Source organism: Synechococcus sp. WC10meta, assembly GCF_047461475.1.
Genome location: NZ_JANSHF010000004.1, coordinates 97,992 through 123,097, shown reverse-complemented (window position 1 = coordinate 123,097; position 25,106 = coordinate 97,992). Strand labels below are relative to the sequence as shown.

Annotated in this window: 20 protein-coding genes; 12 read left to right on the top strand and 8 right to left on the bottom strand. The window is 59.8% G+C overall.

Annotated elements, in window-relative coordinates:
• Positions 1-5: 5 nt before the first annotated feature.
• On the top strand, positions 6-776 hold the full coding sequence (purC, locus tag NW804_RS03470) for a phosphoribosylaminoimidazolesuccinocarboxamide synthase (RefSeq protein ID WP_414422877.1): 771 nt from the start codon (positions 6-8) through the stop codon (positions 774-776).
• A gap of 49 nt (positions 777-825) precedes the next feature.
• Entirely contained in the window at positions 826-2,235 is a 1,410-nt protein-coding gene (locus NW804_RS03465; RefSeq protein WP_414422864.1) for a DUF2157 domain-containing protein, read from the top strand.
• A gap of 989 nt (positions 2,236-3,224) precedes the next feature.
• Here the strand turns inward: NW804_RS03465 and hemC are convergent.
• Entirely contained in the window at positions 3,225-4,211 is a 987-nt protein-coding gene (hemC, locus tag NW804_RS03460) for a hydroxymethylbilane synthase (protein WP_414420684.1), read from the bottom strand.
• A gap of 275 nt (positions 4,212-4,486) precedes the next feature.
• Between hemC and NW804_RS03455 the strand changes: the two genes are divergently transcribed.
• The 6 genes from NW804_RS03455 to NW804_RS03430 all read left to right on the top strand — a co-directional run bounded on the left by NW804_RS03455 (position 4,487) and on the right by NW804_RS03430 (position 10,344).
• Positions 4,487-4,948 (top strand): YlqD family protein, encoded by a 462-nt coding sequence (locus tag NW804_RS03455; RefSeq protein WP_414393895.1) that lies wholly within the window; start codon positions 4,487-4,489, stop codon positions 4,946-4,948.
• A gap of 180 nt (positions 4,949-5,128) precedes the next feature.
• Entirely contained in the window at positions 5,129-6,556 is a 1,428-nt protein-coding gene (locus NW804_RS03450) for a glycosyltransferase family 2 protein (RefSeq protein WP_414422863.1), read from the top strand.
• Positions 6,557-6,626: 70 nt separating this feature from the next.
• A complete protein-coding gene (gene ilvC / locus NW804_RS03445) occupies positions 6,627-7,619 on the top strand; it encodes a ketol-acid reductoisomerase (RefSeq protein ID WP_414420614.1) in 993 nt (330 codons plus the stop codon).
• 23 nt (positions 7,620-7,642) lie between these two features.
• Positions 7,643-8,950: a serine--tRNA ligase gene (serS, locus tag NW804_RS03440; protein WP_414422862.1), complete on the top strand. Its 1,308-nt coding sequence runs from the start codon at positions 7,643-7,645 to the stop codon at positions 8,948-8,950.
• A 90-nt stretch (positions 8,951-9,040) separates the two neighbouring features.
• The gene (locus tag NW804_RS03435) at positions 9,041-9,475 is read left to right on the top strand and encodes a BlaI/MecI/CopY family transcriptional regulator (RefSeq protein ID WP_414422861.1); all 435 of its coding nucleotides are present in this window, start codon (positions 9,041-9,043) and stop codon (positions 9,473-9,475) included.
• A complete protein-coding gene (locus NW804_RS03430; protein WP_414422860.1) occupies positions 9,472-10,344 on the top strand; it encodes a M56 family metallopeptidase in 873 nt (290 codons plus the stop codon). The genes NW804_RS03435 and NW804_RS03430 overlap by 4 nt, the downstream gene beginning before the upstream one ends.
• Here NW804_RS03430 and NW804_RS03425 read toward each other — a convergent pair.
• Entirely contained in the window at positions 10,297-12,480 is a 2,184-nt protein-coding gene (locus tag NW804_RS03425; RefSeq protein WP_414422859.1) for a tetratricopeptide repeat protein, read from the bottom strand. The genes NW804_RS03430 and NW804_RS03425 overlap by 48 nt on opposite strands.
• Positions 12,481-12,600: 120 nt before the next feature.
• Here NW804_RS03425 and NW804_RS03420 point away from each other — a divergent pair, with 120 nt between their 5' ends.
• Both NW804_RS03420 and ilvB read left to right on the top strand, forming a co-directional pair.
• Positions 12,601-13,017, top strand: a complete 417-nt coding sequence (locus tag NW804_RS03420; protein WP_414420618.1) for a thioesterase family protein — start codon at positions 12,601-12,603, stop codon at positions 13,015-13,017.
• 243 nt (positions 13,018-13,260) lie between these two features.
• Complete coding sequence (gene ilvB / locus NW804_RS03415; protein ID WP_414420619.1) at positions 13,261-15,057, top strand: biosynthetic-type acetolactate synthase large subunit; 1,797 nt, start codon at positions 13,261-13,263, stop codon at positions 15,055-15,057.
• Positions 15,058-15,127: 70 nt separating this feature from the next.
• On the opposite strand, the gene NW804_RS03410 is transcribed toward ilvB, so the two are convergent.
• The 5 genes from NW804_RS03410 to tatA form a co-directional block, all read right to left on the bottom strand.
• Complete coding sequence (locus NW804_RS03410; RefSeq protein WP_414410858.1) at positions 15,128-16,741, bottom strand: glycoside hydrolase family 57 protein; 1,614 nt, start codon at positions 16,739-16,741, stop codon at positions 15,128-15,130.
• A gap of 123 nt (positions 16,742-16,864) precedes the next feature.
• Positions 16,865-18,340, bottom strand: coding sequence for a glycogen synthase GlgA (gene glgA, locus NW804_RS03405; protein WP_414393913.1), 1,476 nt, complete (start codon positions 18,338-18,340; stop codon positions 16,865-16,867).
• 129 nt (positions 18,341-18,469) lie between these two features.
• Entirely contained in the window at positions 18,470-18,901 is a 432-nt protein-coding gene (locus NW804_RS03400; RefSeq protein WP_414410856.1) for a DUF2996 domain-containing protein, read from the bottom strand.
• A gap of 42 nt (positions 18,902-18,943) precedes the next feature.
• Entirely contained in the window at positions 18,944-19,309 is a 366-nt protein-coding gene (locus NW804_RS03395) for an NAD(P)H-quinone oxidoreductase subunit M (protein ID WP_414393917.1), read from the bottom strand.
• 197 nt (positions 19,310-19,506) lie between these two features.
• The gene (gene tatA / locus NW804_RS03390; RefSeq protein ID WP_414405971.1) at positions 19,507-19,761 is read right to left on the bottom strand and encodes a twin-arginine translocase TatA/TatE family subunit; all 255 of its coding nucleotides are present in this window, start codon (positions 19,759-19,761) and stop codon (positions 19,507-19,509) included.
• A gap of 239 nt (positions 19,762-20,000) precedes the next feature.
• Between tatA and glgB the strand changes: the two genes are divergently transcribed.
• Both glgB and NW804_RS03380 read left to right on the top strand, forming a co-directional pair.
• Complete coding sequence (gene glgB / locus NW804_RS03385) at positions 20,001-22,301, top strand: 1,4-alpha-glucan branching protein GlgB (RefSeq protein ID WP_414393921.1); 2,301 nt, start codon at positions 20,001-20,003, stop codon at positions 22,299-22,301.
• 24 nt (positions 22,302-22,325) lie between these two features.
• Positions 22,326-23,720, top strand: a complete 1,395-nt coding sequence (locus NW804_RS03380) for a TldD/PmbA family protein (protein ID WP_414420623.1) — start codon at positions 22,326-22,328, stop codon at positions 23,718-23,720.
• 23 nt (positions 23,721-23,743) lie between these two features.
• Here NW804_RS03380 and NW804_RS03375 read toward each other — a convergent pair whose 3' ends face one another.
• A complete protein-coding gene (locus NW804_RS03375) occupies positions 23,744-25,045 on the bottom strand; it encodes a class I SAM-dependent methyltransferase (protein ID WP_414422858.1) in 1,302 nt (433 codons plus the stop codon).
• Positions 25,046-25,106 lie beyond the last annotated feature (61 nt).

Sequence of the window (25,106 nt, the reverse complement as noted above, 5' to 3'; positions counted from 1 at the left end):
CCAACTTGCCCACGCCCCAAGAGCTCCTCTACGAGGGCAAAGCCAAACGGGTCTACCGCACCGCCGATCCCCAGGTTTACCTCTGCCAGTACAAAGACGACGCCACGGCTTTTAATGCCCAAAAGCGGGGATCTATCGCCGGCAAGGGGGAGGTCAACTGCACCGTCTCTAGCCGGGTGTTTGCCTACCTGGCGCAGCAGGGCATCCGCAACCACTTTCTGGCCCAGACCGGCCCCCGTGAGATGCAGGTGCGCGCCCTGCGGATCCTGCCCTTAGAAGTGGTGGTGCGCAACCGTGCTGCCGGCAGCCTCTGCAAGCGCCTGGGCTTGGAGCAGGGGCTTCCTATCCAGCCGCCGCTGGTGGAGTTTTACTACAAAAACGACGCCCTGGGGGATCCCCTGGTGACTCCCGACCACATCCGCCTGTTGCGCCTGGCCACGCCAGAGCAAGTGGAGGTGTTGGGATCCCTGGCTTTGGCAGTCAACACTCACCTTCGCGACTTCTGGAGGCGCTGCCGGCTGGAGCTGGTGGACTTTAAGTTGGAGTTTGGCTTGGACGAGGAAGGGCAGATCTGGCTAGCGGACGAAATTAGCCCCGACACCTGCCGCCTGTGGGATCTGGAGGGAGCTGAGCCACGAGTGCTGGATAAAGACCTCTTTCGCTTTGATCTCGGCGATCCGGCAGCCGGCTACCAAGAGGTGCTGCAGCGGGTGCTCCAGGCTACGGATCCCAATCTCCCCTCTCCCTTTGGGAAAGGGGTTGGGGGTGGGGGCTAGAATACTGGCGACATACCCTGCTACACCCGGCACCTTGACGGGATCCCCTGTGACTTCTCCCCGCCCCGACGACCGCTTCCGCCGTCAACTGGCCGACCTGCTGAACACCTGGGTGGAGCAGGGGTTGATCGAACCTGCCCAACGGGATCGCCTGCGGGAGTACTACCAGCTAGAGAGCTTGCCGCGAACAGCCGGCAGCCGCTTTACCCTGTTGCTGCTGCTGTTTGGCGCCGTGCTAGTGGGCTTGGGGGCGATCTCCTTCGTGGCCGCCAACTGGGACGCCATTCCCCGCTGGGCCAGAGCCTTGGGATCCCTGGCTCTCACGCTGGGGCTGCAGGGGGCCGGCTTTCGGCTTAGGCAGCAGGGCTCCCCGCGCTTGGGCAGCGCCTTGTTGATTGCCGGCGAGCTGTCTTTGGGGGCTGCCATTGGCCTGACGGCCCAGTGGGTTCAAATCGGGGGATCCCCGGCGGGCTTGTTCTTGGCCTGGGGGCTGGGCAGCCTGGCCATGGCCTACAGCTTGGTCCACACCCCCAGCGGCATCTTGGCCTGTCTCTTATTCGCCCTGGCTGGGATAACTACCCTGTGGGAGGAGGGGATCGGCTCGGCTCTGGATCCTCTCTACCCCTGGCTGGCCCTTGGCCTATTGCTGCCCCTTGCCTATGGGTGCCGCTCCCGTTGGATCTTGGCTTTGGCATTGGTGAATTTCGGCCTGGCGCTAGAAAGGTTGGCAGGGCGCTGGGACAGGTCTGCAGAAAGCTTGACCCTCTGGCTGCTGCTTGGTCTTGCTGTCGTCTGGGGGCTGGGCTTTTGGCACCAACGCCATGGGCAGTGGCTAGGCCAGATCTTGACCGGAGAAGATGGCCAGGAGGGCGAGCAGGAGCAAGGCTTGGATTTGGACTCGACGGCGGAGGGGCTGGCCTTCCTGGGGTTGGGCTTTCTCCTCTACCTCTGGAGCTTTCGTGAGCTTTGGGACTGGGATCTCAGACCTGTACCCTTAGTCCAAACTGTGGATCCCTGGGCGGGCCTGTCGGCAGCAGGATTGCTATTGCTAGCCGGTTGGAGCTGGTGGCAGGGCTGGCAGGCAAAGAGTTCCCAGCCCGTTTCTGCTTGGCTGAAGGATGCTGCCGTTCTGTTCTCGCTGGTTGCCTTGGCGCTTTTGCTGGGGATCCGCAGCGCCCTGCCTTTGAACCTAACCGCAAAGGTAGCCTTGGCCTTCTTTGCTCCCTGGATCGTGACCCTTTTGCTCGTGGGATTGTCGGTGGTGCTCTGCTGGGAAGGGCTGCAGCAGGGGCGGCGGAGCCGCTTCTGGCAGGGGCTATTGGGCCTGACCTTGGTGGTGCTGACCCGCTTTTTCGAGTACCCAACCGGCCTGTTGGCCAAGTCGGCGGTGCTGGTGGTCTGTGGGATCGGCGTGATCTGGCTTGGGCTGAAGTTTGAGAGACGTATCTTCAATGCCTAGGAATCTTTCCTTTGGCTTTCTCAGGAGCTCAAGAGTCAATAGAAGTTTACAAAAAATCGCGACACTTAGGGAACTTACTCTTCTCTGAAAAGTCTTTATTGGTAGAAAGTTTCTTGGAGAACGTCAATGAAAAAAACAGGCCTGGGCCTAGGTATACTGGCTCTAGTCTCTTTTGGTTTCTGGAGCTATGGCCCTTCCTCGATTGCCTCTGGTAGAGATCTGTTTTGGGGGCACTTTCCGGTAGCGCAAGCTCCAAGGCCGGCTGTGCCAGCAAGGCCTAGGACTCCAGAACCCGCGCCCTCCCCTGTTCCCGAAACTGAGGCCATCGATGAGCTGTTCCGCCAGATCCCCATTCTCCCCTCTCCAAGACCGTTGCCCACGCTCCCCTGCCCTCGGCCCATGAGGTTGCAGTCGGTGAGGCTGCAGGCTCCGCCACCCAGCCCCGCTGTTCCTTTGCAGCCAGAGATTCCAGCCACCATTTGGAGCAATCTCCAGGGTCCTTATGGAACTACCAACTGGTCAGAACCAAACCCAAATAAAGTCTTTGCTCACACTTTTCAATGGAATCCTCCTTGTAAAGCAGGCTGCCGGCTGGGAGGTACTCTGACGTTTGCCTACCGCAACAATTTGCCGGCTAGCAGCAACAGTTCTCCGGATGCGGGCAACGACAAGTACTACGTGTATAACGGCGGCACTCTAACTCAATCGGGGTTCCTATACGCTTCACCTGTTAGTTCGACAGGTCAGACTTTTACCAAAACCCTAACGCTCTCGCCCGCTGAAGTTGCCAACAACAAGGTTACGTTGGTGGTTCAAGACGACACGGCTGTCTTGGAAGCTAAGGTGGAGCTCAACTACTGCTGCTGTGAATGTGAGTTCCCTATCTGAGGCAAGTCCTTGGCAGCAGTAACGGCAGAGGGGGGGATCTAAAACTCTCCCTGCCGTTTTTCTTTCCCTTGGCCAGTTTCCCGAGAGCTAGCCAAGAGAATTTAGCAGCGAGCCCGGGCAAAGATCTCCTGCAAGATCTCGTCGGCTCCCTGCTGCTTCAGCTTCTCCGCCAGGGCCACCCCAACCGCTTCCGGATCGGCGGTGGATCCCGTCTGGGTATCGCGGATGAGCCGTCGCCCCTCTAGGTCGGCCACCATGCCGGTCAGGTGCAGCTCTTCCCCTCGAACTTGGCTGTGGACGCCGATGGGCACTTGACACCCTCCTTCCAAAGCCCGCAGGAAAGCTCGCTCGGCCAAACAGCGGGCTGTCGCCTCCGCATCGGCCAAGGGTCGGATGAGCTCCAGAATCCGCTCGTCCCCCTGCCGGCACTCGATGCCGAGGGATCCCTGGCCAACGGCGTACAGAGACACACTGGGATCCAGCACCTCGTGGATCCGGTCGGTTTTGCCCAGCCGCTTTAGGCCGGCCACCGCCAAAATCAGGCCGTCGTACTCCCCCCGATCCAGCTTGGCCAAGCGCGTGTTAAGGTTGCCCCGCACGTCCTTAAACTGCAAGTGGGGAAAGGCGTGGCGCAGTTGGGCCAGTCGCCGTAGCGACGAAGTGCCAATCACCGTCCCTTCGGGCAGGGTGGCGAGTTGGTAGCCACGCAGCTCCTCCCGCAGCACCAGCGCGTCCAAAGGATCCTCCCTCTGCGTAATCGCTCCTAGTACCAGGCCCTCTGGCAAACGGGTGGGCAAATCCTTGAGGCTGTGCACTGCCAGATCGCTACTGCCGTTGAGCAGACTGACCTCCAACTCCTTGGTAAACAAGCCCTTGTCTCCAATTTTGGCCAGCGCCACATCTAGGATGATGTCTCCCTGGGTGGAAAGCGTGTGCAGCTCCAGCGGCAATCCTGGATGGTGGGCCTGCAACTGTCCCATTACCCAGTAGGTCTGGGCCAAAGCCAGCTCGCTTTTGCGGGAGGCGATCCGCACTGGCTGGGCAGCCCCTGCCGAGGGCCGCAAGGGAGTTGAGGCCAGTTCGCTCATGGCTGCTGCAAAATCCGAGAACACCGTCTTTCACGCTAACTGACTTCGCGCCGCCGCAGGGCAGCGACCTTCAAGATCCTTAACCAAAGCTGCCATTTCGCCCCAGCCCAGACTTTACCGCAGGGATCCCAGCCAGTAGGATAGAGTAGGTGTGTTTTCCTTCGGCTCAGCAGGAGAGGATTTAGTCTGCTGAGCTTTCCTTCCCCAAGTCCAGGGTTTTGAGGGGAGATTTCTACAGCCCCAGTTTGCTCGATTGTCTGCCTGGTATCGGTCTTATGGAAGAAAACAACGTCGGCAACGGCACTCAGTTACTGCTCAAGCGCACCATCCCTGTTAAGGTGGTGGTCACCCCCCTCTGGAAGAAAGAAATGCGGGAGCAATTGGAGCGGCAGATTGAAGCCACCGATGCTCAGATACAGCAACTGGAGTTTCAGGGTAAGCGGGCCATTGCCGAAATCGAAAAGCAAAGCCCTAACCCCAATAGCCCTCAGGTGCTCCAGCAGGTGGAAGCAGTGAAAAGCCGCGTGAACGAGCAAAAGGTTAGGCTCCTGGATCAGAAAAACCAGTTGCTCCAGCAGCTCAACCAACTGAGCGACCTGGAACTGAACCAGGAGGTGCTGCAGGGCAGCGTGGAGAGCTTCTTCTACGTGCAAAAGGGAGACAATCTGATTCAGAAAATGCAGGTGGAGATCCTGCTTGAAGATGGGGTCATCAAGGAAATTCGTGGCAACCCATGAGCTCCCCATTGGGGCAGGAGGGATCCCTTGCTGCAGGGGTGGCAGCCCAGGAGCTTAGGTTTTCAGCCCAACTCGGTGACAACCCGGTGGTGACTATTAACGACCTCTGAACAGCCGCCAGGCCTAGGTTTAGGCAAGCCGGTTGATTTGGGCAAAGCTGTTACCGACAAGATGCTCCCCATGTCTGAGTTTGTCTGGTCAGAGGCGGTTCCCCTTGAGGATCTGGATCTCCCCGAGTGGCTGCTTACCTCAGCCCAGCGCCGCCGGCTTAAAGCTCTGCTAGTTTTGGCGATGGTGTGGGGGGTAGTGAGCCTGATGCATCAGGTAGCCGTGGCCCGTTGGCTTACTGTTGGCCTAGCTACCTTCATGGTTATCCACGTCAACCGCCTGTTTCGCCTGCAGCCGGCAGAGCCGCCGCCTCCCTTACGGCTTCACCCCCTGGAAACCCCAGTTGGAGACGAGGTTGACAAGGGATCTCCCAACCTTCCCTCAGAGGCTTTGGCCTTGCAGGAGCCACCTCTGCCGCGGGTAACGGTGCTGATCCCGGCCAAAAACGAGAGCGCTGTGCTACCGCGGCTGCTGCACAGCCTTAGCCAGCTGGACTACCCTCGCAGCCATCTAGAGCTCTGGGCCATTGATGACGCCAGCAGCGATGCCACCCCAGACATCCTGCAGGAGGCCCAAAAATGGCTGCCGCACCTCCGAGTTTACCGGCGGCCCCCAGGGCGAGGGGGCGGAAAGTCTGGTGCCCTCAACGAGGTCCTCCCCCTGACCCAGGGAGAGATTATCCTTGTCTGTGATGCCGACGCCATTGTGCCCTCGGATCTACTGGTTCGCACCCTGCCTTTATTTGCTCAGCCTCCTCGTCCTGGTCGGCGGGCAGTAGGTGCTGTACAGGTGCGCAAAGCCCTGAGCAACCCCGACGTCAACTTCTGGACGCTGGGCCAGGTGGCAGAGATGGCCTCCGATGCCTACTTGCAACAGCAGCGGGTACTCATCGGGGGTATTGGCGAACTGCGGGGCAACGGCCAGTTGGTACGGCGAGATGTTCTGGAAAAGTGCGGCGGCTGGAACGAAAGCACCCTCACCGACGACCTGGACCTCACCTTGAAGCTCCACCTGGCAGGGGTGGATATTGCCTTCCTCACCGAGCCCGCTATTGTCGAAGAGGGGGTTACCTCTTGGAAAAGCCTTTGGTACCAGCGTTGTCGTTGGGCAGAAGGGGGTTACCAGCGTTACCTTGACTATTGGCCAGGGATCCTCAGCGGTCGCCTAGGCATGGCCAAGACCGTTGATCTCTGGGCTTTCTTTATCTCCCAGTATCTGCTGCCCATGGCTTTGGTTCCCGATACCCTCTGGGTGCTGTTGACGGGCCACTCCTCGGTGCTGCTTCCCCTGAACGCTCTAGTTATGGGATCCCTGACCCTGGCCTTCTATCGCGGCCTACGCCAGGTGGAGGGGCTACGCGGGCCGCAACTGTGGTGGCGTACGGTCCTGGGGTTGCTCTACATGCTCCACTGGCTGCCGGTTATGATTGTCACCACGGCTCGGATGTGTGTGCAACCCAAACGGCTGAGGTGGGTGAAGACCGTTCACTATGGCCACTGAACCTGCTCTGTTTTTCCCTGCCATCCTGGTATCCTAGTTCAAACGCAGCTACTCCCTACCCAGCCTAAGTATGGCTCGCCTCTACTACGATACCGACGCCAACCTAGAGTTCCTAAACGGCCAGACGGTGGCCATCATTGGCTACGGCAGCCAGGGGCACGCCCACGCTCTCAACCTGCGCGACAGCGGTGTCAACGTCCTCGTCGGCCTCTACCCCGGCAGCCCCTCTTGGCCCAAAGCCGAGCAGGAGGGGTTGACCGTCAAGACGGTGGCCGATGCCGCTGCTGCCGCTGACTGGGTGATGATCCTCTTGCCCGATGAAGTCCAAAAGGCTGTCTTCCAGAGCGAGATTTGCCCCCATCTGCGGCCGGGCAAGGTGCTTCTATTTGCCCACGGCTTCAACATCCACTTTGGCCAGATTCAACCCCCCCCGGATATCGACGTCATCATGGTGGCTCCCAAAGGCCCTGGTCACCTGGTGCGGCGCACTTACCTAGAGGGCCAAGGGGTGCCCTGTCTCTTTGCTGTCTATCAGGATGCCTCCGGGATGGCGCGGGAGCGGGCCATGGCCTATGCCAAGGCGATTGGCGGCACTCGAGCTGGCATCCTCGAGACCACCTTTCGGGAAGAGGCCGAGACCGATCTCTTCGGCGAGCAAGTGGTGCTCTGCGGCGGCCTTACGGCCCTGATCAAAGCGGGGTTTGAGACGTTGGTGGAAGCAGGCTATCAGCCGGAGCTGGCCTACTTCGAGTGCCTGCACGAAGTTAAGTTAATTGTGGATCTCATCGTCGAGGGGGGGCTGGAGAAAATGCGCCAGAGCATCTCCAACACGGCAGAATACGGCGACTACACCCGTGGCCCCCGCCTCATCACGGAGCAAGTCCGTGCCGAGATGAAGCGCATCCTTGCTGAGATCCAAAGTGGCCAGTTTGCCCGCGAGTTTGTCCTAGAAAACCAGGCAGGTAAACCGGTGTTGACTGCGATGCGCCGCCGCGAGGCCGAGCACCCCATTGAGAAAGTGGGCAAGGAGCTGCGGGCCATGTTTAGCTGGCTGAAAAAGTAAGAAGTTCTTGCTAGACAGGTCTTGTGCTGGATCTAAAGCTGCTGCGGGATCGCCCGGAAGAAGTGCGCCAAGCCCTGAGCAAGCGCGGGGCCGTCGCCGATTTGGACAGGATCCTAGAGCTGGATGGCAAGCGGCGCCAGTTGGAGACCCGGCGCGTTGCTCTGCAGGCCGAAAGCAACAGCCTGGGCAAGAAAGTGGGCGAGCTCATCCGGCAGGGGGCGGATCCCCAGGGAGCGGAAGTGACGGCCCTGCGGCAGCAAGGAGCAGATCTCAAGGCTGAGATTGCCCAGCTGGAGCAGCGGGAGCGGGAGCTGGAGGAGGAGATACGGACTCTTCTCCTCACCCTGCCCAATCTGCCCTTACCCAACGTGCCAGTGGGCCAGGATGAGACGGGAAACGTGGAGGTGCGCCGCTGGGGGGAGGCGCTAAAACCCACCCACCCCGTTCTTCCCCATGACGAGATTGCCGAGAAGCTGGGCCTCTTGGAGGTTGGCCGTGCCGTCAAGGTAGCCCAGAGCCGCTTTGTGGCCATGGTAGGGGCAGGAGCAGCTCTGGAGCGGGCTTTGATTGCCATGATGCTGGAGCGCCACATTGCCGCTGGCTACACCGAGGTGATCCCTCCTTTTTTGGTCAACAGCGCCGCCTTAGAGGGGACAGGGCAACTGCCCAAGTTTGCCTCAGAGAGCTTTCGCTGTGCTGAGGACGACCTCTGGCTAATTCCGACGGCAGAAGTGCCCCTCACGAACCTGTACCGGGATGAGGTGATCCCGGCCGAACGTCTGCCGCTTTATTTTTGTGCCTACACACCTTGCTTTCGCCGCGAAGCCGGCAGCTATGGCCGGGACACCAAGGGCCTAATCCGGCTGCACCAGTTTCAAAAGGTAGAGTTAGTCAAGATTACCCATCCCCAGCAATCGGAGGCCGAGCACGAAAAACTCGTGCAGGATGCTGAGGCCATCTTACAGATGCTGGAGCTGCCCTACCGGGTGGTGGAGCTGTGTACCGGCGATCTCGGTTTTTCGGCGGCCCGCTGCTTCGATCTGGAAGTGTGGTTCCCCTCCCAAAACCGCTACCGTGAGATCTCCAGTTGCTCCAACTGCTGGGATTTCCAAGCCCGCCGCGCCAACCTGCGCTACAAAGAGGCTGGGCAAAAGGGCACCCACTTCGTCCACACCCTCAATGGCTCCGGCTTGGCGGTGGGACGGACTCTAGCCGCTCTGTTGGAAAATCACCAGCAGCCAGACGGCTCGATCCGCATTCCCCAGGCGCTGCGTCCTTTTCTAAGCCCTCGCTTCCTAACAGAAGACGGCACTCTCCAGAGTGCTCCCTGAGCCTTTCTATAGACTTCTTGTTCAGGAAGGAAGGGCGCTGCCGAGGCTTAAGCTAGCCTGGACTAAGTGCCCCTTCTCAGGCAGGGGATCATGTTGCCAAAGCATCGTCCCAAGCAACTGTCACTGGGCCCTCTGGAGTCGGAGATCCTTGAAATCCTTTGGGATCTCGGCAGTGCCAGCACTCGTCAAATCCACGAGCGCCTTTTGGCCGACCCGGATCGGGAGCTGGCTTATGCCTCGGTAACTACCGTTTTGCGGCGCCTGAGCCAAAAGGGCTGGGTAAGCTGTGAGCGGCGCACCGATGCCGAGGGGCGGTCTTTGCCAATGCTGTGGCGGCCCCGTCTCTCTCGCCAGGAAGCTGCTAGCCTAAGAGCCTTTGCCCACTTGCAGCAGTTTTTGGCAGTGAGCGACCCAGACACCGTGGCCGCCTTTGCCGACAGCCTGGATCAGGCCAGTGTTTCCCAGTTGCAGGCGATTGCCGAACGGCTGCGAGCAGCCCGCCAGGCTAGGAGGGATCCCCAGTGAGCCACCTGGGCCTGTTGCTGTTGGGCTTGGCCTTCAGTTGGCTGTGGCGAGCCCAAGTGCGGCTAGATAGGGCGGGCTCCTGGGCGCAGCGCTGGCAGTGGGCCTGGATCCACTTCTTGCTGCCGCCCCTGTTTTTGCTAACAACCGCCCTGGCTTTGGCCTGGATGGGGCCACGGGGACAAATGGCTGGAGCGGGAGGGTGGTTTTCCTACGGCTGTGCGCTGTTGGTACTGGCGGCAGCCACAGGCCTGGCCTTGCGCTGGATTGGGGAGTACTGGTGCTCCTGTCAACGCGCCCACCGGCAGGCCCTGGCGCAGGTGAATTTGTGTGGCTTTTCGGCTTACGTTTTGGACTTGGAGATCCCTTTTGCCGCTCAGGTAGGCGTGTGGAACTCGCAACTGGTAGTTAGCCGCGGCCTGCTGCAGCAGTTGGATGAAGAACACCTGCGGGCAGTGCTGATCCACGAAGAGGCCCATCGCCACTACCGCGATACCCTGTGGATGTTGGCGGTGGGCTGGCTGCGCCGCCTTAGCGCTTGGCTGCCAAATACGGAGCTTCTCTGGCAGGAGTTGCTGACCCTGCGGGAACTGCGAGCGGATCGCTGGGCAGCCCAGCGGGTGGATCCCTTGGTGCTGGGAGAGGCGCTGCTGCAGGTGGTGAGCTATGGGAGGGGACAGCAGCCGTCCAATGCCTGGGTTGGCTTTGCCCTGGAAATGGACCCCCCTCCAGGAGGGCGCCTGCAAGAGCGCATTGAGGCTTTGCTGCAGCCCAAAGGGCCTGAGGTCTCCGGGCCCTCGCCGTCTCGGGAGAGTTGGGGTTGGCTAGGGTTGGCGCTGTTGCCCCTGCTCGCTATTCCCTTTCACACCTAAAAGTCCAGCTCTGCCTAGTGGCTGCTGCACAGGGGTGGGCAGGTCTTCTTGAGGGCTGAGGGTCTCCAGCGCTGGCAAGGCTGAACCTGGCATTGCCGCAGGGGCAGGGCTCGCGGCGGGATTGACAAGAGCCAACTCCTGCAGCGCCGCTTGGGCTGGCTGAAACTGGGGGTCTAGCTCTAGGCAGCGCTGCCAACTAGCCTGGGCCGCTTCCTGCTGGCCAGTCCGCAGTTGGGCTAGCCCCAAGGTATGCCAAAAGGCAGGCCGCTGGGGCTCCAGTTCTGTGGCCCGTTGGGCGTCGGCTAAAGCCAGCTCCAATTTCCCCAGCTTCAGGGCTTCCCAGGCGCGGTTGTTGAGGGCCACTGCGTCCTCGGGGGTCAGCTGCAAAACCCGCGAGTAGGCCTCCACCGCTTTTTCTGCCTCTTTCAGGTCGCCATAGACCAGCCCTAAGGCAAACCAGCCCCAGGGATCCTGCTCATTGAGGCTGGTTCTCTGCTGACTGGCAGCAAGGGCCTCCTCCAGCCGACCCAAGCGCCGCAGGCTTGTGATCTGGCCAAACCAGCAGGCTACGCTGCCAGGACGCTGCTGCAGTAGGCGTTGGAACTGCTCCAAACTAGCCTCGTACTGCCCCAACGCTTGCAGAACCGCCGCCAGGGCATAGCGGGCCGGAAAGTTCTCTGGCTGGATCTTCAGGGCCTCCTCGAAGTGGATGCAGGCCTCTTTGAGGTAGCCCAATTTCTGGAAAGCCACGCCGCGGGCATACCAGCCTTTGGGGTTGTCAGGGTCATAGCGCAGGGCGCGTTCCAGGGCTTTGCTGGCTAACCGGTACTGCCCCAGGCGCAACAGGGCCACGCCCAAGTTGTATAGCGTCACGGGATCCCGACGGCGCAGTCGCAGCGAGCGCTTGTAACACTCAATGGCCGAGCGCAGCCGCTGGCAGTGGAGCAGAGCATTCCCTTGGTAGCGCCAGACCCGCGCGCTTCTGGGGTTGAGCTTCAAGACCCGGGCAAAACTGGCCGCCGCTGCACTGGGCCGCCGCAGCCGTCGCAGGGCAATCCCACGCGCCAACCAGCTGCGGGGTTGCTTGGGGTTATGTCGCAACGCCTTGTTCAAGCTGTTGAGGGCCAGCTTTGGCCGTTTGAGTTGCAGCAGACGAATGCCGCGATTGTGCCAGGCCAAGGCATCTTCGGGGTTGCTCTCCAGCACCCTGTCGTAGTTGACCACCGCCGCTTTGTACTGGCCCAGGCGCCCCAGAATTAGGGCCAAGCGCAGCCGCGTCTCCTCGTCATAGGGGTTAATGCTCAGGGATCCGTGGTAGCTGTCGATTGCCTCGCGGTAGCGGCCTAACTGCACCAGCACGTCGCCGCGCCGACTCCAGGCCAGGGCAAAGTTGGGATCCATGTTCAAGGCGCGGTCGTAGGCAGCTAGAGCCTCGGTTAGGTTGCCCCGCTTGCGCCATTCCTCCGCTCGCTCAAACTGGATATCGGCGCTATTCCACTGAAACAGGCGCTGAAGAAATTGCAAAATGGCAATCTTGCGTGCCCCTTCCTCTGGTGTAGCGGAAGGCAGTTCGCCAGTGGCAATGCGCAGGATGGCTAGCTGAATGGCTCGTAGAAAAGCTTGGAACCCCCGCACTTCCTCATCTTCAGGAGGTTCCTCACGGCGGCGGTAGTGCAGCCGAAATCGCTGGAGATCCCCAGGGGCGGGAAAGCTGGGGTCCAAAAAGTGCATCAGCTCGCGGGCCCGGTACTCAAACAGCACCGGGTCTTCCTCAGAGCCGCTAAAATCCACCAGCGGCGCTTCTGCCAGGGGCTGAGGCAGCTCAGTGGGCGTGTGGAGCAGGGTCAAGAGACGCTGGTTTTGCCGGGGCGGGGCGTGGGAGAAGCCACTGTAGAGCTCATCTCGGGGCCAGGGATTGGCAACAAACTCCGGCGAGGCCACCACCCCAATCCAGCGGCACTGCTCGATGGCCAGTTGCAGTTCCAGCTTGCGGTTATCCCCGGGTTGCAGCATCCAGCGATCGAACCAGACCTTGAACCCCTCTTGGTCCAGCCGCTCGGCCAGTTGCCGTACCCAGCGGGTCTGGGCGCGGTGGTAGCGCAGGAAGAGATCGAATTTGTAGGGTCCTGAGGACATGAACGCCCCCTTGCTGCCTCCTTCCAGCTTATCTTTGCTACTGCCTCAGTGGCTTGGGGCTGTAAAATATCGCGAGGACAGCGCTCCCCCTCCCAGCGCTTCTGTGCTGCGTCTTTTTCCGTGAAACCCGTTCCCCTTGGCACCCGTGGCACTTGGCAAGGGATCCCTGGCCCTGAGCACACGGCAGAGGCCCTGGGCAATCCCGGTGTGCAGGTCATCGCCTCCCCGGCTCTGTTGGCGCTGATTGAGCGATGTGGCCACACCACCTTGCAGCCCTTCTACGAGGCAGAAGAAGCTGCCGTCGGGATCCGCTTTGCCCTGGAACACCGCTCGGCGGCGGTAGTGGGGGATCCCTTGCAGGTTGAGGTTGAAGTCGTGGCTGTGGAGGGAAGGCGCGTTCAGTTTCAGGCAGAGATCACCCAGCAGGGGCGACTGGTAATGCAGGGATCCTATACCTGTCAGGTGATTGATTTGCCCCGTTTTCTAGCCCGCTATGGATTGACGTTAGGGGATCCCAGTCGGTGCTCAAGCTCCTAGGAGGATAGCTGCTGGCCAGCTTTGCGGGAGTTGGCCTCATGGGGCAACCTCGCCAACGAGCTAGGGGGCTAGCGGCTACTTTCTTCTATCCAGAGCGCGGCAGACGCTGTCTTTACAGAGATCCACCCCCAAGCAGAGCCCCAGAGCAAACCCCTGCTAGACTGTTGAATTGAATTAAAAAGCTGGCCAGTCTTCCGATGCAGCCGCTCCAGGTTGAACGCTCGGTAGGGGGGAGAGGACATCGTGGCAACAGGGGCCTACGCACTGGTGGATAGCTTACATCGCCATGGGGTGCAGCACATTTTCGGCTATCCGGGAGGAGCAATCCTGCCCGTTTACGACGAGCTGTACAAGGCCGAATCCCAAGGGCTACTCAAGCATTTCCTAGTCCGCCACGAACAGGCCGCTGCCCATGCTGCCGATGGCTACGCCCGCGCTACCGGCAAGGTGGGGGTGTGCTTTGCCACCTCGGGGCCGGGGGCAACCAATTTGGTGACAGGCATCGCCAACGCCATGATGGACTCTGTGCCTCTGGTGGCCATTACCGGCCAGGTGCCCCGCCATTTGATTGGTACCGACGGCTTTCAGGAGACTGACATTTTTGGCATCACCCTGCCCATTGTCAAACACTCCTACGTGGTGCGCGACCCCCGGCAGATGGCCCGGATTGTGGCCGAGGCCTTCCACATCGCCAGCACGGGGCGACCCGGTCCAGTGTTGATCGACATCCCCAAAGATGTGGGCCTGGAAGAGTTCGACTACCAGCCGGTCAGTGAGGTCCATATCCCCGGCTACCGGCCCACTGTGCGGGGCAACCCTCGCCAGATCCACGCGGCAGCCAAACTTATCCTGCAGGCCAAGCGACCCTTGCTCTACGTGGGCGGCGGGGCCATCATCTCCGGAGCCCATGCTGAGATTGCGGAGCTGGCCCACACTTACCAGATCCCGGTAACCACCACCCTCATGGGCAAGGGGGCCTTTGATGAGAATGATCCCCTCTCAGTGGGGATGCTGGGCATGCATGGCACGGCCTACGCCAACTTTGCTGTTACTGAGTGCGACCTGCTCATTGCCCTTGGAGCTCGCTTCGACGACCGTGTAACCGGCAAGCTGGACGAATTCGCCAAGCATGCCAAAGTTATCCACGTCGATATCGACCCAGCGGAGGTGGGCAAAAACCGCGTCCCTGACGTGCCGATTGTGGGAGATGTGCGCACCGTTTTGGTGGAGCTGTTGGCGCAGCTAAGCAAAATGCCCTACACCCCTGGCCAAACGCAAGCTTGGCTGGCGCGGATCGAGCGCTGGAAACGGGAGTACCCCTTGCAGGTGCCCTCCTATGAGGGCGTGATCGCCCCGCAGCAGGTCATTGAGGCGTTTCGGCGCCATGCTCCCCACGCCTACTACACCACTGATGTGGGTCAGCACCAGATGTGGGCGGCCCAGTTTCTGCGCACTGGACCCCGCCGCTGGATCTCCAGCGCCGGCTTGGGCACCATGGGCTACGGCTTTCCAGCAGCCATAGGAGTCAAGGTGGCCCTGCCTCACGAGGAAGTCATCTGCATCAGTGGCGATGCCAGCTTCCAGATGAATATGCAGGAGCTGGGCACGGTGGCCCAGTACGGCATTGCCACTAAGGTGGCCATTATCAACAACGGCTGGCAAGGCATGGTGCGGCAGTGGCAACAGGCTTTCCACGGCGAGCGCTATTCTCACTCCGATATGGCGGCGGGCATGCCAGATTTTGTCAAGCTGGCCGAAGCCTTTGGTATCAAGGGCATGCGCGTCGATCACCCCGATCAAGTGGACGACGCTATCCAGGAGATGCTGCGCCATGAGGGGCCAGTAGTGGCTGATTTTGTGGTCAAGCGGGATGAGAACTGCTACCCAATGGTGCCTGCTGGCAAAGCCAACTACCAGATGATTGGCCTGCCGGAAAAGCGGCAACTGGAGCAGGCTGCCGAGTTGATCTATTGCCCCAACTGCGGCGCCAAGAACCCCAGCTCGCACAAGTTCTGCCCCGAGTGCGGCGCCAAGCTCTAGAGCCAGGGATCCCTGCAGAGATCCCCGGCTTTAGCTGGGGGTGGTTGGAACTCCAGCCCTTCTGGGCACTCTAGAGGGGCCGGTAAACCCGGTAGTTGATATTGGGGAAGATGTTGTCCATATATTCCACCTTGGCCAGCCACTGCTCGTCTTCGGGCGTAACTTTTTCCCGCCGAAACTGACCCGCTTGAATCTTCTCGTAGAGGTGGTTAAAGCGCAGTAGATGAGACTTGGTGCGGCGTACCGCGTAGGGAACCATCGTCCCCGTGCGCATGATAAAAGCCCAGTCCGAGGATTGAGCTAGCATCAGCTCCCGCGCCGCCTGGTTTAGGGCTCGCCACTCCAGGTCATCGGCAGGCTCACGGCGGCTCAGCTCAATCATGCGCTCGGTAGCCTTGTGGAGGTGGGGATAGATCCAGGCATTGGTGGGGTTGAGCCAGTACTCGTGGAAGCCGCGCGCCCCCCAGCTAGACTGAGCAGGTTTGCACACCTGGTGGGTAGGGTTCTCTCGCAGGTACTCCGCCAGGTGGGTCATGCGATAGGTATTTTGGTCAAAGTAGCTCTTGCGGATGAGGAAATCCAAAAACCAGGGTCCCTCATACCACCAGTGGCCAAAGAGCTCGGCATCGTAGGGAGCCACCACCAACGGCGGGCGTCCCATGACGCTGGACAAGTACTCGATTTGCCGTTGGCGGTTGAACATGAAGTTGCCTGCATGTTCGGCTGCTTTCTCTCGCGCCCAGTAGGGATCGTAGAGTTCCTTTTGCCCCAGATCCAGGTTGCGCCCGGTGATGCGGTGGTACTTGATGCCGGTGTTCTTCCGCTGGCCATTGGGCATGATGTAGGGCTTGATGTACTCGTAGTCGGCCTCGTACCCCAGGTCTTTGTAGAACTCGCGATAGACGGGATCCCCAGGGTAGCCCACCTCCGCCGACCACACCTGCTGGGAAGACTCGTGGTCGCGACCGAAGACGGCAACGCCGGTCTCGGTAAAGATGGGGGCGTACATGCCGTAGCGGGGCCGTGGCTTGGCATATAGCAGGCCGTGGGCGTCGGTAATCATGTAGCGCAGCCCAGCATCGGCCACCATCCGCTCCAACCCCTGGTAGTAGGCGCATTCGGGTAGCCAGACCCCCCGCGGCCATTGGCCAAAGTGCTCGTTGTAGTGCTCACAGGCTACAATCAACTGCGCCCAGACTGCCTGGGGATACATCTGCATCAGGGGCAGGTAGGCATGGGTAGCGGCACAGGTGATGATCTCCAGGTTGCCGCTGTCCTGAAACTGCTTGAAGGCCTGCACCAGATCCCGGTCGTACCGCTCCCAGAGATCCCGCACCATGGCAAATTGCTTGATGTAGTGCTCCGCTAGGTAGCGAATGTGGCCGTTGTGGGCATTCTTGTCGTACTCCAGTTGGGCTAGCTCTTCCAACTTGGTGAGGTAGTGGTCGTAGCGCTCCTGCAGCAAGGGATCCCGCAGCATCGACACCAGAGGTGGCGTCAGGGACATGGTGAGGCGAAAGTCAATGCCATCTCTCCGGAGCCCCTCAAACATGTGCAGCAGCGGGACATAGGTCTCGGTAATGGCTTCGTAGAGCCATTCCTCTTCCAGCACAAAGTCCTGCTCGGGGTGGCGCACAAAGGGCAGGTGCGCGTGGAGTACCAGGGCAAGATAACCCAAACTCATAGGTAGAAGATAGCGGAGTAAGCTCGCCTTCCTGGGCAATAAAAAAGAGCGGGATCGCTACCTATCGTCCAGCATTTCCCCCTTGCGGTCAAGGGCGGGGATCGCTGGGGATCGCTGGCTGGATCAGCGGTGACGAATGAACTCGTAGATCTCTAGGTATTCTTTGCCGGGGTAGTTCCAGGAGTAGTCATAGCTCATGCCCTGGATTTGCAGCTGGCGAAACTGGTCGGGAGCGGTGTACCACAGGTCAATGGCCCGATCCAGCGCCGACTCCAGAGCCGCGTGATCTGTGTGGTAGAACACGTAGCCATTGCGTTGCTCCGGCAATTTGCGAGTGTCGTAGTCGCGGTCGAAAACCGTATCCGCCAGGCCGCCCACCCCTCTCACCACGGGCACTGTGCCGTACTTTAAGCCAATCATCTGCGTCAGTCCGCAGGGTTCGTAGTGGCTGGGCACCACGAGGATATCTGCCCCCGCATAGATGAGGTGGGAGAGCTCTTCGTTGAAAGCTAGCTCGATGTGAACATCGGGGTTGTCGTTGAGGTAACGTTTCTCATGGGCAAACCAGGCGCCAATTCCTGGCTCGGTGGCGGATCCCAGCAGGACAAACTGAGCATTTTTAAACAAGGAGCGATAGATGGCATGATGCACCAGATGTACGCCCTTTTGCTCATCTAGCCGCCCGATATAGGCCACAATAGGCTTGTCAACATCGCGTAGCCATAGCCGCTCCCGCAGGGCTTTCTTGTTTTTGGCCTTGTTTTCTAGGGTCTGTGCGGTGTATTGAAAAGGGATAAAACGGTCAATCTCGGGGTTCCAAATGTCGTAGTCAACGCCGTTTAAAATGCCGCGAAACTTGTGCTGGTGCAAGTAGAGCGTGTGTCCCAGTCCATAGCCGTAGTCGCCAAATCGTGCTTCCAGGGCGTGGGTGGGTGAGACTGTTGTTACAAAGTTGGAAAAGACAATCCCCCCTTTCATAAAGTTGAGGACAAAAGGGTTGAAGTTATCGCGCAGGCGGTCGTAGTGGAAGTAATAGGGCTCGCGATTGAGTCCCGTGGCCCACAGAATTTCCGGCCCCCCAAAGCCCTGATGCTTAAAGTTGTGAATGGTGTAGCACACCCGCTGGTTTTCCATGCCGTGGTACTTATAAATCTCAAACAGCAGCACCGGCACCAGGCCTGTCTGCCAGTCGTGACAATGGATGATGTCGGGGCGCTTGTTGCTTTTGAGGAGAAACTCCAGGGCAGCCTTGCTGAAAAAGGCAAAGCGCATGTTGTCATCTGGGCAGCCGTAGTAGCAGCCGCGGTTAAAAAAGTTATCGCTGGAGTGGGGCTCAATGAAAAAGCAAAGGCGGCCATGCACCCAGCCGCAGTACACCGAGCAGTGAATAGCCCCGCCATACCAGGGCACCCAGAGGTCGCGGTAGGCGTCGTGCAGGCCCCAGATTTGGTCGTAGCGCATGACGTCGTATTTGGGTAGAATCAGCTCGACGCAGTGCCCCCGCACTTCTAGCTCCCGGCTGAGGCCGTACACCACATCCCCCAGCCCACCTGCCTTGATGACTGGGGCACATTCCGACGCAATCTGCACGATGTACATTTCGCAATCCCCTGCAGCATCGCCTTACCTTTCTTCACAAAATAATCCCTCCCCCCTTGTGAGCACATCTCCCGCAAGGCTAAAAAAGGATCCCGATGGCGGGATCCACAGGGTTAGCCAGGAGCTCCCTCAATACCACTGCTGGGCGTAGAGGCGCTGCACCAAATAGAACACCAACAGGGGCACATCGACGCGGCGCTCGTCGATCATAAAAGACTCGAGGGTGCTGGCCGGGGATCCTGCAGTAGTGCAGCGGAAGAACTTACGGCCGTTTAGGGATCCCTCGGCAAAGAGGACGCTAAACTGCTTCTGGCCGCCGGCAAAGGAGCCAATCAGCGTCTTGCCTTCCAGGCGCAACTGCAAATCGTGGACGCCGCGTTTTTGAAAAGCGGCAATGGCCGCCGGGATCACCTCTTCTGTAATCAGTTGCTCGAAGGGTTTTTCTTCTTTGACTTCTTTGGCGGGTTTTTTTGCAGCAGCCTTGGGAGGGCGGGTTGCTTCCTCAGCAGGCTTGGCGACTTCGGCGGTAGTCTCCTGGGCGGGGGTAGGTTCTCCAGACATGGGCTGGACTCCGATAACAGCTAATGGGGAAGGGGAAAGAAGCTAGCTTTTGGGAATGTACTGATCCACAACTTTTTCCGCAGGGATCTGGGGAAAGCCTAGGCTGTAGTTGAGGGTGCGCCCTTGCAGGTTGTAGGCAATCTCCCCTTGCCTCAGCAGGGAGCGGATGAAGTGTTCCAGCTCAGATCCGATGCGCCGTAGGTTGTACTCCGTCAGATCCCGGCCTCGGTACTCCTCCACCAATTCCTCGAAGCGGGCATAGACCTTCTGCAGAGCAGCGTCGTTCCAGACTAGCTCGTTATCGGGATCCACATCGAGGGTCAGCACATCGTCGCGGGGCACCAAGCGGTTATCAGCCGTCACCTCGCCAGCAAAGATGTGAATGTGGCGGGTGGTGCACTTGAGCATGGCGGTCGCTCCGGTTGTAATCCTACACTTTTCCTCAGGGTATCACTCCTAGAGGCGTGTGGGACACCTGGATCCCCGCCGCCAATGGAGGGGAAGAGGCAGGATCCCCAGAGTGCAGGTAGGGCAGGCAGGGACTTCGACGTCCAAGGGGGGATCAGCCAGCTACAAAGACAGCCATCGATGCGGATAGGTCATACCTAGGCGGCATCCTTTTCAGGCACCTTCTCTGCCTTTGGCTTCTCAGCGCTAGTAGGAGACTCCTCCTCACGGCTGGGGTTATTCATCTCTTCCTTAAAGCTGCGCAAGGCTTTGCCAAGGGCGCTGCCCAACTCTGGCAGCTTCTTGGGGCCAAACACCACCACTGCGATCAGCCCAATCACCGCCAGCTCTGGCAGGCCCATGCCAAAGATGCTAACAGCCAGGATAGGTTTGCTCAACAGCAGGATAGCCATAAATCCTCAGAACCTGAAAAACAGAACAGGCTGACCAACCCAGCTTGGAAAGGGATTGCCCGTCTCACTCTAGCAAGTTCTCCCTTCCAGGAGAAAGCGCTTGGCTCCTGCTTTCTTGGGAGCTGGTTCTCGAGGAGGATAATGTCAAGGCAAGCTGGAGAACTCCTAGCGGGGACGCTCGAGCTAGAGCGGTAGCCAGCCGTCGTTAGACTGAGATCAAGGGTCTGCTGGGGGTTGCCATGGGCTTTCTCCTGTCTGCCGAGCAAGTGGTTCAGTTTGTTACCAACCAATGGCAGGATCCCTATGCTGTTTTGGGGCCACAGCAGATAGAGCAGGGGGAGGTGTCCTTCTGGCTGGTGCGTGCCTTGGTGCCTAACGCGCGGCAGGTTTGGCTGGTGGAACGTGCCACTGGGCAGGCCCACCCCATGCAGCCGCTGCATCCAGAAACCCTGTTTGAGCTGCGCTTCGAGCCAGGAACCCCCCTGCCAGACTACTTTTTGCGAGCGCAGCGGGTTTGGGATCCGGAGGGCCAACACCTGGAAGAATGGGAGGATCCCTATCGCTTTCCGCCGGAGAAGGTCAACCACATCGGCGAGCTGGATCGCTACCTCTTCAACGAGGGCAACCACCACCGCATCTACGAGAAGTTGGGCGCTCACCCCATAAGCGTGGACGGGGTTCAGGGAGTGCACTTTGCCGTCTGGGCTCCCAATGCCCGCAACGTCAGTGTTATTGGCGACTTCAACCACTGGGATGGGCGCCAGCACCAGATGAAGCGCCTAGACGAAAGCGGCATCTGGGTCCTGTTTATCCCCGGCCTTGGGCCAGGAGCCATCTACAAATACGAGGTGAAGGCCCCCTGGGGGGACATCTACGAAAAGTCGGATCCCTACGGCTTCCAACAGGAGGTTCGCCCCAAAACCGGCTCCATTGTGGTTGACCTCAACACCTACACCTGGCATGACCAGGAGTGGATGGAAAAACGGGCTGCCACTGACCCGCTGCGCTCCCCCATTTCGGTGTACGAGGTCCACCTGGGATCCTGGATGCACGCCTCCACCGAAGACCCGCCCGCCGATGGCCACCTGGTGCCAGTGGAGCGCAAGCCCAACACCCGCTTTCTCACCTACCGGGAGCTGGCGGACAAACTCATCCCCTACGTCAAGGAGATGGGCTTTACCCACATCGAGCTCTTGCCCGTGGCCGAGCACCCCTTCGACGGCTCCTGGGGCTACCAGGTTATCGGCTACTACGCCGTAACCTCCCGCTACGGCTCCCCGCAGGACTTTATGTACTTTGTCGATCGCGCTCACCAGGAGGGAATTGGTGTCATTATCGATTGGGTGCCAGGGCATTTTCCCAAAGACGGGCATGGGCTGGCCTTTTTTGACGGTACCCACCTCTACGAATATGCTGACCCCCGCAAGGGCGAACACAAAGGCTGGGGCACCTTAGTTTTCAATTACGGCCGCAACGAGGTGCGCAACTATCTGGTGGCCAACGCCCTCTTTTGGTTTGACAAATACCACGTTGACGGCATTCGGGTGGATGCAGTGGCCTCGATGCTCTATCTGGATTACGACCGCAAGGAATGGATCCCCAATTGCTACGGCGGTCGGGAACACCTAGAGGCCATCGACTTTTTCCGTCAGCTCAATACCCTTATTTTCAAGTACTACCCTGGCGTTCTTTCCATTGCCGAGGAATCGACTGCCTGGCCAATGGTGACCTGGCCAACTCACGTGGGCGGTCTGGGCTTTAACCTGAAGTGGAACATGGGCTGGATGCACGACATGCTGGATTATTTCCGCATGGATCCCTGGTTTCGCCAGTTCCACCACAACCTCGTGACTTTCAGCCTCATGTATGCCTTCAGCGAAAATTACATGCTGGCTTTTTCCCACGATGAGGTGGTACACGGCAAAAGCCACATGCTGGGCAAAATGCCAGGAGATCTGTGGCACAAGTTCGCCAGCTTGCGGGCTCTCTACGGCTACATGTTCACTCACCCTGGCAAGAAAACCTTGTTCATGAGCATGGAGTTTGGCCAGTGGAACGAGTGGAATGTTTGGGCAGATCTAGACTGGGAGCTGCTGCAGTATGAGCCCCACGCCAAGCTGCGCCACTACGTAGCCACTCTCAACCAGCTGCTGCGCTCGCAACCGGCTCTCTACACCCAAGACACCAAGCCGGAAGGATTCCGCTGGATCGACTGCAGTGACCATCGGGGCATTATCTCTTTCATCCGCTATGGGGAGGATCCCAAGGAGTGGCTGGTGGTGGTCTGCAACTTCACCCCCGTGGTCTGGCCAAACTACCGCATTGGGGTGCCGGAGCGGGGGTTTTACCGGGAGCTCCTCAACAGCGACGCGGTGGAGTTCTGGGGCAGCGGCGTTGGCAACCTAGGAGGCAAGTGGACAGAGGACTGGCCCTACCACAACCTGCCCTACTCTCTTGATCTCTGCCTGCCCCCCCTTTCTACCTTGGTGCTGAAGTGGCAGCCGGAGGACTCCGCCGAAAACAAAGCTATGCTGGATTGAGTACGGCCTTCCCTCCTCATTGCCATGCGAGATCTCCTGCGCGACATCCTCCGGGATTACTCCGGCTTTGTGGAGCTGCGCTACCACAGCAAAGTCTTTCGCAGTGTCACGGCGGAAAAGGGCCGCATTGAGCGCACGGCAGTTCGGCGGCGCTCGGGGGTGGGGGTGCGGGTGCTAGAAGACGGCACCTGGGGCTTTGCCGCCACTGGGGATCTCTCACCCGCAGCCATTCGCAAGGCCATTGCCGAGGCCCAGCAAGCGGCCCGCGCCAGCGCCAACTGCCGCAAGCAGAAGCTGAAGACTTTGCCCCGCGTCCAACTAGCCCAGGGGGAGTTCTGTGAGCCCGGGGTGGAGGAAGTGGTCAACAAGCCGCTCGAGGCGAAGATTCAATTGGCTTTGGAAACAGAAGCCCAGGCGCGCAAGTCCTCCACTCGCATCACCTCCGCCAGTTGCACCTACAACGAGATCTACGAGGAGAAAGCCATCGTCACCACCGATGGGGCGGATGTAGCCTTCCGGCTGGTGCGCCCCGAATTGCGGGTGCAGGCGGTGGCTGAGGCCGATGGCCAACTCAGCAGCGGCACGGAGTCCATTGGCGTGACGGGGGGGTGGGATTGCCTTTTTCGGACGGATCCCTTGCAGATGGCGGAGAAGGCGGCTGCCACGGCAGTTGATCTCCTCTCTGCAGGCTATGCCGAGGGGGGATGGGCCACCGTCATCCTCTCCCCTTCCATCGTGGGACTGCTGGTGCATGAAGCCATTGGCCACACGGTCGAGGCCGATTTCGTCCTCGCGGGCTCGGTGGCGGCTGGCAAGCTAGGGCAGCGGGTGGCCAGCGAACTGGTTACTCTCAAGGACTCTGGCCGTTCTGAATTTATGCCGGGGGCAGGGGGAACGCTGCCCGTGGACGATGAAGGTGTTCCCACCCAAACCACTACCATCATCCAGAATGGCATCCTGGTGAGCTACCTGCACAACCGGGAGACTGCCGCCCACTTTGGCGTCGAGCCCACCGGCAATGCCCGCGCCTGGGAGTACGCCGACGAGCCGCTCATCCGCATGCGCAACACCTACATCGAGCCGGGATCCCAGACGCTAGAAGAGATCCTCGCCAGCACCCCCGACGGCTACTTCCTGGATGGGGCCAGGAACGGGCAAGCCGACTCCACGGGCGAGTTCATGTTTGGCGTGGAGCGGGCCTACCGCATTCGCAATGGCAAGCTGGCGGAGCTATTGCGGGGAGTTACTATCACCGGCAATGCCTTTGAGGTGTTGCAGTCAGTGGACGCTGTGTCGCGAGATTTCCTTTGGGATCTCGGATCCGGCCACTGCGGCAAGGGCCAGCCAGCCAAGGTGGATGCCGGCGGGCCCTACATTCGCTGCCGCGCCATTGTGGGTGGCCGCCAGCCCGCCTCGTAGCTCCTTGGGTAGGGGGGAGTTAGTTAGGGAGCAACTCGCAGCACCAGCCGATCCGCCTCCCACTCCCGGAACAGGCGAAGGACGTGCTCGGCTCTTTCGGCGTGGTCGGCCAAGATCTCGGCGCCAGAACGAGCTTGCTTGGCTAGGGGCAACAACAGCTCCACCACCTGGTAGCGGCTGGAGGCAATCATCTTGCCGGGAATGCGAGCAATGGACCAGAAGATGTCCATTTTTTGAGCCGCGATCTGGGCCGGATCCACCTTGCCCAGCAGATCCGAAAAGGGGATGGTTTGATCCCAGTAGCGCACTTTGCCGTGCTGGACAAAGAGGGGGTTGAGCTGCCAACGGGAGCTTTGGAAAAACTCAGGGGTAAAAGGATCCCAACTGGCCACCTTTTTGCCCTGATGGCAGCACCAAAAGAGATTTTGCGTGTGGTAAAGAGGCTCCAGATACTCGATAACTCGTAGCTGGTCGAGGCGAGAAAGGGCCTCGTAGCGGCGATGGAACTCGGTGTGAGTAGCAGCAATCAAGGGCTTGGCGTTCCAGTAGTCCAAGTAGGGGGCTACATCGATAAACTCCAAGCCCGCCTGGGCCAGAAGGTCGGGGATTTCGCCGATGTCAAAAGGAATGTCGTTGGCGTGGAAGAAATTGTCGACGATGTTCTCGTCTGCTAGGTAGTATTCCTCATGGGCCTTGGCGTGCTTGGCCAAAAGGGAGTTGGGATGAGCTGCCTTCAGCAGTTGCCGCACAAATTCGATCTTTTCCCGGGTGGCCGGTGGAGTAATCCCCAGCAGCTCCAAGGCACGACGAATGCGGTAGACATGCCAACGGCCTGAGCGGTTGTAGAGCATCAGGGCCATTACCCCGTCGGGAGCCAGGCGCGAGGCCAAGTTCTTTAGGGCCTTGACAGGATCGGCGGTGTGGTGGATTACCCCATAGGAGCTGATCATGTCAAAGCTTCCCTCCGGCCAGGTGGAGGGATCCATGAGATCCCCATAATGCACCGAGCAGTTGCGCAGGCCGTGGTACTTGATCCGCTTCTGGGCAATTTCCAGAGCTGGGCGGCTGAGGTCGATCCCTACCACGGCGCCATATCCGGGGTTGCTGGCGGCGATGACGTGCATCTCCCAACCAGTGCCGCAGCCGGCCACCAAAAACCTGGCCCCAGTGGGCTCTTGCAAGGTGCGGGTGCGGGCGTATTGGGCCAAGGTATAGCTGCCCAGGCTGGAAAAGCCCTCAAAGGGCTGGTCGTAGGGAACAGGGGGATAGGGGAAGGTTTCGTACTGGGCTTGCACTGCCCGTGTAATCTCGGCTTCGGTAACCAAGAGGACTTCCTCCTGCGTACTTCCCTCCCAATCCTATGGCTTTCTCAAGGGCTGGAGGGGA

Bases quoted from the DNA above. Each gene is read 5' to 3' on its own strand.
- hemC (WP_414420684.1), bottom strand. From the start codon at position 4,211: ATGAGCGAACTGGCCTCAACTCCCTTGCGGCCCTCGGCAGGGGCTGCC.
- NW804_RS03455 (WP_414393895.1), top strand. From the start codon at position 4,487: ATGGAAGAAAACAACGTCGGCAACGGCACTCAGTTACTGCTCAAGCGC.
- NW804_RS03450 (WP_414422863.1), top strand. From the start codon at position 5,129: ATGTCTGAGTTTGTCTGGTCAGAGGCGGTTCCCCTTGAGGATCTGGAT.
- ilvC (WP_414420614.1), top strand. From the start codon at position 6,627: ATGGCTCGCCTCTACTACGATACCGACGCCAACCTAGAGTTCCTAAAC.
- NW804_RS03435 (WP_414422861.1), top strand. From the start codon at position 9,041: ATGTTGCCAAAGCATCGTCCCAAGCAACTGTCACTGGGCCCTCTGGAG.
- NW804_RS03425 (WP_414422859.1), bottom strand. From the start codon at position 12,480: ATGTCCTCAGGACCCTACAAATTCGATCTCTTCCTGCGCTACCACCGC.
- NW804_RS03410 (WP_414410858.1), bottom strand. From the start codon at position 16,741: ATGAGTTTGGGTTATCTTGCCCTGGTACTCCACGCGCACCTGCCCTTT.
- glgA (WP_414393913.1), bottom strand. From the start codon at position 18,340: ATGTACATCGTGCAGATTGCGTCGGAATGTGCCCCAGTCATCAAGGCA.
- NW804_RS03400 (WP_414410856.1), bottom strand. From the start codon at position 18,901: ATGTCTGGAGAACCTACCCCCGCCCAGGAGACTACCGCCGAAGTCGCC.
- NW804_RS03395 (WP_414393917.1), bottom strand. From the start codon at position 19,309: ATGCTCAAGTGCACCACCCGCCACATTCACATCTTTGCTGGCGAGGTG.
- tatA (WP_414405971.1), bottom strand. From the start codon at position 19,761: ATGGCTATCCTGCTGTTGAGCAAACCTATCCTGGCTGTTAGCATCTTT.
- glgB (WP_414393921.1), top strand. From the start codon at position 20,001: ATGGGCTTTCTCCTGTCTGCCGAGCAAGTGGTTCAGTTTGTTACCAAC.
- NW804_RS03380 (WP_414420623.1), top strand. From the start codon at position 22,326: ATGCGAGATCTCCTGCGCGACATCCTCCGGGATTACTCCGGCTTTGTG.